Source organism: Microbacterium sp. ISL-103 (genome assembly GCF_018613995.1).
In the GTDB taxonomy this organism is placed as follows: Bacteria; Actinomycetota; Actinomycetes; order Actinomycetales; family Microbacteriaceae; genus Microbacterium.
Genome location: NZ_JAGGPD010000258.1, coordinates 1 through 1437 on the forward strand (window position 1 = coordinate 1; position 1437 = coordinate 1437).

The 1437-nt window shown below is 69.2% G+C and carries 2 protein-coding genes; both read left to right on the plus strand.

What is annotated here, in order from left to right; translation table 11 throughout:
* Positions 1-966 (plus strand): S1C family serine protease (locus J7E68_RS10310; RefSeq protein WP_215172288.1); only part of this gene is annotated, 966 nt, incomplete at its 5' end.
* Between the two features lie 56 nt (positions 967-1022).
* Positions 1023-1437 (plus strand): CDP-glycerol glycerophosphotransferase family protein (locus J7E68_RS10315; RefSeq protein ID WP_215172290.1); only part of this gene is annotated, 415 nt, incomplete at its 3' end.

Below are 1437 nucleotides of genomic sequence, written 5' to 3' on the forward strand. Positions count from 1 at the left end.
GCGGGCAGCGGCACGGACGGCATCATCAGCGACGACGGATACGTGCTAACCAACCCGCACGGCGTCACGCTCGGTGGCGCGGCAGCAGACCCGACGATCCGGGTCACCACGGCGGACGGTCGCATCTTCGCGGCCACCGTCGTCGGCACCGACCCGATCTACGACCTCGCGGTCATCAAGCTCACCGACGCGAGCGATCTGACCCCGATCGACTTCGCCGACTCGTCGAAGCTGAACGTCGGAGACACCGCCGTGGCTCTCGGCGCTCCGCTCGGTCTGTCGAACTCGGTCACCACGGGCATCGTCAGCGCGTTGAACCGCAGCATCCAGATCGCCTCGTCCGCACTGCCGGACTCCTCGTCCGAGGACGCCCCGCAGGAGGAGCCGCAGACGCCCGAGGAGGGTGAAGGAGAAGGGCCGTTCCAGTTCGATCTTCCCGGGAACACCGCCCAGCAGACATCCGACACCATCTCGATCGCCGTGATCCAGACGGATGCCGCGATCAACCACGGCAACTCCGGTGGAGCACTCGTCAACAGCAAGGGCGAGCTGATCGGCATCAACGTCGCGATCGCAAGCTCCGGCAGTTCCGAGGAGTCGGGCTCGATCGGCATCGGCTTCGCGATCCCCTCGAACATCGCCCAGCGCGTGTCCGACGAGATCATCGCCGACGGCGCAGCGAGCCACGGTCTTCTCGGAGCTTCGGTCCGTGATGCCGCGAGCGTCGAGGGTGCAGAGGTCTCGGGCGCCTACATCGCAGAGGTCACCGGCGGCGGCGCCGCGGCCGACGCCGGGCTGAAGGCCGACGACATCGTCACCGCCTTCAACGGCGTGCCCGTCACGAGCGCCAGCGACCTCACCGCGCAGGTCCGCGCGGCGGCCGGTGGCAGCGATGCGAAGGTCAACTACATCCGAGGCGGCAAGGAATACGAGGCAGACGTCACCCTCGGCGAGCTCGCCGGCTGACCGGCGCTGCTCCTCGGCTCGCAGAGAAGGACGCCACCCCGCGATAGGCTCGCGGGGTGGCGTCCTTCTCCTTCGGCTCCGGCAATGCGGCCAAGCTGCTTCGGATGCCGCTCTACGTCGCCGGGCGCCTCGGAACGATCCTCGTGCCCCGCGGCACGCGATGGGTCTTCGGGTGCGGCGCCGGCATCGGCGACGGTGCTCTGGCGCTGCAGCGTCTCGTCGCCGGCGACGGACACGACACTCTCTGGCTCACCTCGTCCGACCGGGAAGATCGCGATGCCGCGGCTCTGGGGATCCGCACCGTGCGCAAGAGCGGACTCCGCGGCTGGTGGGCGACGGCGCGGGCGGGGGTCGTCGTCGTGACGCACGGTCTGGGCGACGCGAACCGCTATGCGATCTCCGGAGCTTTCGTCGTGCAGCTCTGGCACGGCATCCCGCTGAAGCGCATCGGTCTGGACTCGCCGGCGACGA